General features: G+C 69.4%; 1 protein-coding gene. It reads right to left on the bottom strand.

Annotated features, from left to right (window positions below):
* A partial coding sequence (locus AC0693_RS38755) for a type I polyketide synthase (RefSeq protein WP_478804632.1) occupies positions 1 to 1,726 on the bottom strand: 1,726 nt, incomplete at both ends.

Below are 1,726 nucleotides of genomic sequence, written 5' to 3'. Positions count from 1 at the left end.
CGGCTGCCCCGCATCGACGTCGCGTCGATCCCGGCCCGCTCGAAAGCCTCCCAAGAAGTCTCCAGCAGCAGACGCTGCTGCGGATCCATCGCAAGCGCCTCACGCGGCGAGATCCCGAAGAAGTCGGCATCGAACTCGGCCGCCTCGTGAAGGAACCCACCCTCACGCGTATACGACGTCCCCACATGATCCGGATCCGGGTGATACAACCCCTCGACATCCCAACCACGATCCGTCGGGAAAGCCGTGACCCCATCCGCACCGCTCGCAACGAGCTGCCACAAGTCCTCAGGCGTACGGACTCCACCCGGGAAGCGGCAACCCATCCCGACGATGACGATCGGGTCGTCCGCGACGCCCGTTGCCGACCGCGCGGCCGAGACCACCTTCCCGTGTACACCGCTCTGCTCGGCGGGCTCATCGCCGACGGCGAGTTCGGCCAGCAGGTGCCGCGCCAGCGACACCGGCGTCGGATAGTCGAACACCAGCGTCGGCGCCAGCCGCAGCCCCGTCTCCTCCTTCAGAACGTTCCGCAGCTCCACAGCCGTCAGCGAATCGAAGCCCAGATCACGGAACGCACGCTCCGCATCCACCGCCCCCGCACCACCATGACCCAGAACCGCAGCAACCCGACCACACACCACATCCAGCAGCACACCCTCACGCTCGGCCACCGGCACACCCAGCAACCGCGCCACCAACGGCGAACCACCATCACCCGCACCCCGCCGCTCCGCCGCACGCCGCGCCGGAACCCGCACCAAAGCCCGCAACAACGCCGGAGTCGAACCCGACGACACCGCCCGAGCCCGCAACACCGACACATCCAGATGCATCGGCACCAACACCGCCGCATCCACCCCCAACGCCCTGTCGAACAGCGCGAGGCCGTCCTCGGCGGTGAGTGCGGCGACCCCTTCGCGGGCCAGGCGGCGGAGGTTGGCATCGTCGAGCGTCGCGGCCATGCCCACTGCACCCTCGGCTCCGTTGCCGGACTGCGGAGCCCACAGGCCCCAGGCCAGCGACACCGCCAGCAGACCCTCCGCCCGCCGCTGCTCCGCCAACCCCTCCAGGAAAGCATTCGCCGCCGCATAGTTCGCCTGACCCGCCGCACCGAACGACGCCGCAGCACCCGAGAACAACACGAACGCCGACAACCCCAGACCCCGCGTCAACTCGTGCAAGTTCCACGCCGCATCCACCTTCGGACGCAACACCCCGGAAACCCGCTCCGCAGTCAACGCACCCAGCACACCGTCATCCAGCACACCAGCCGCATGCACCACACCCGTCAACGGAGACTCCGCAGGAATCCCCGCCAACAACCCCGCCAACGCCTCCCGGTCCGCCACATCACAAGCGACGACCTCCGCCTGGGCACCCAATGCATGGAGTTCTGCAACCAGTTCGGCAGCGCCCTCGGCCTCCGCACCGCGGCGGCTGGTCAGGAGCAGGCGCTCCACGCCATGGGCCGTCACCAAGTGGCGGGCGAAGAGCCTGCCCAGGCCACCCGTGGCACCGGTGACCAGGACCGTGCCGGAGGTACCGCCCAGGGCGGCGACCGCTTCGGCCGTGCTGTCCGAGGCAGGTACGCGGACCAGGCGCGGCACGCTCACCACACCATCACGGATCGCCAGCTCCGGCTCACCCACCGCCAGCGCCGCGGGAAGCGCCGCCACCGACGCCACAACCGCATCCCGACCGGACTCCAGATCCACCATCACCA

Source organism: Streptomyces sp. NPDC043876 (assembly GCF_056435825.1).
The sequence above is the reverse complement of the archived record's forward strand: the minus strand, read 5'-3'. Positions and strand labels throughout refer to the sequence as shown.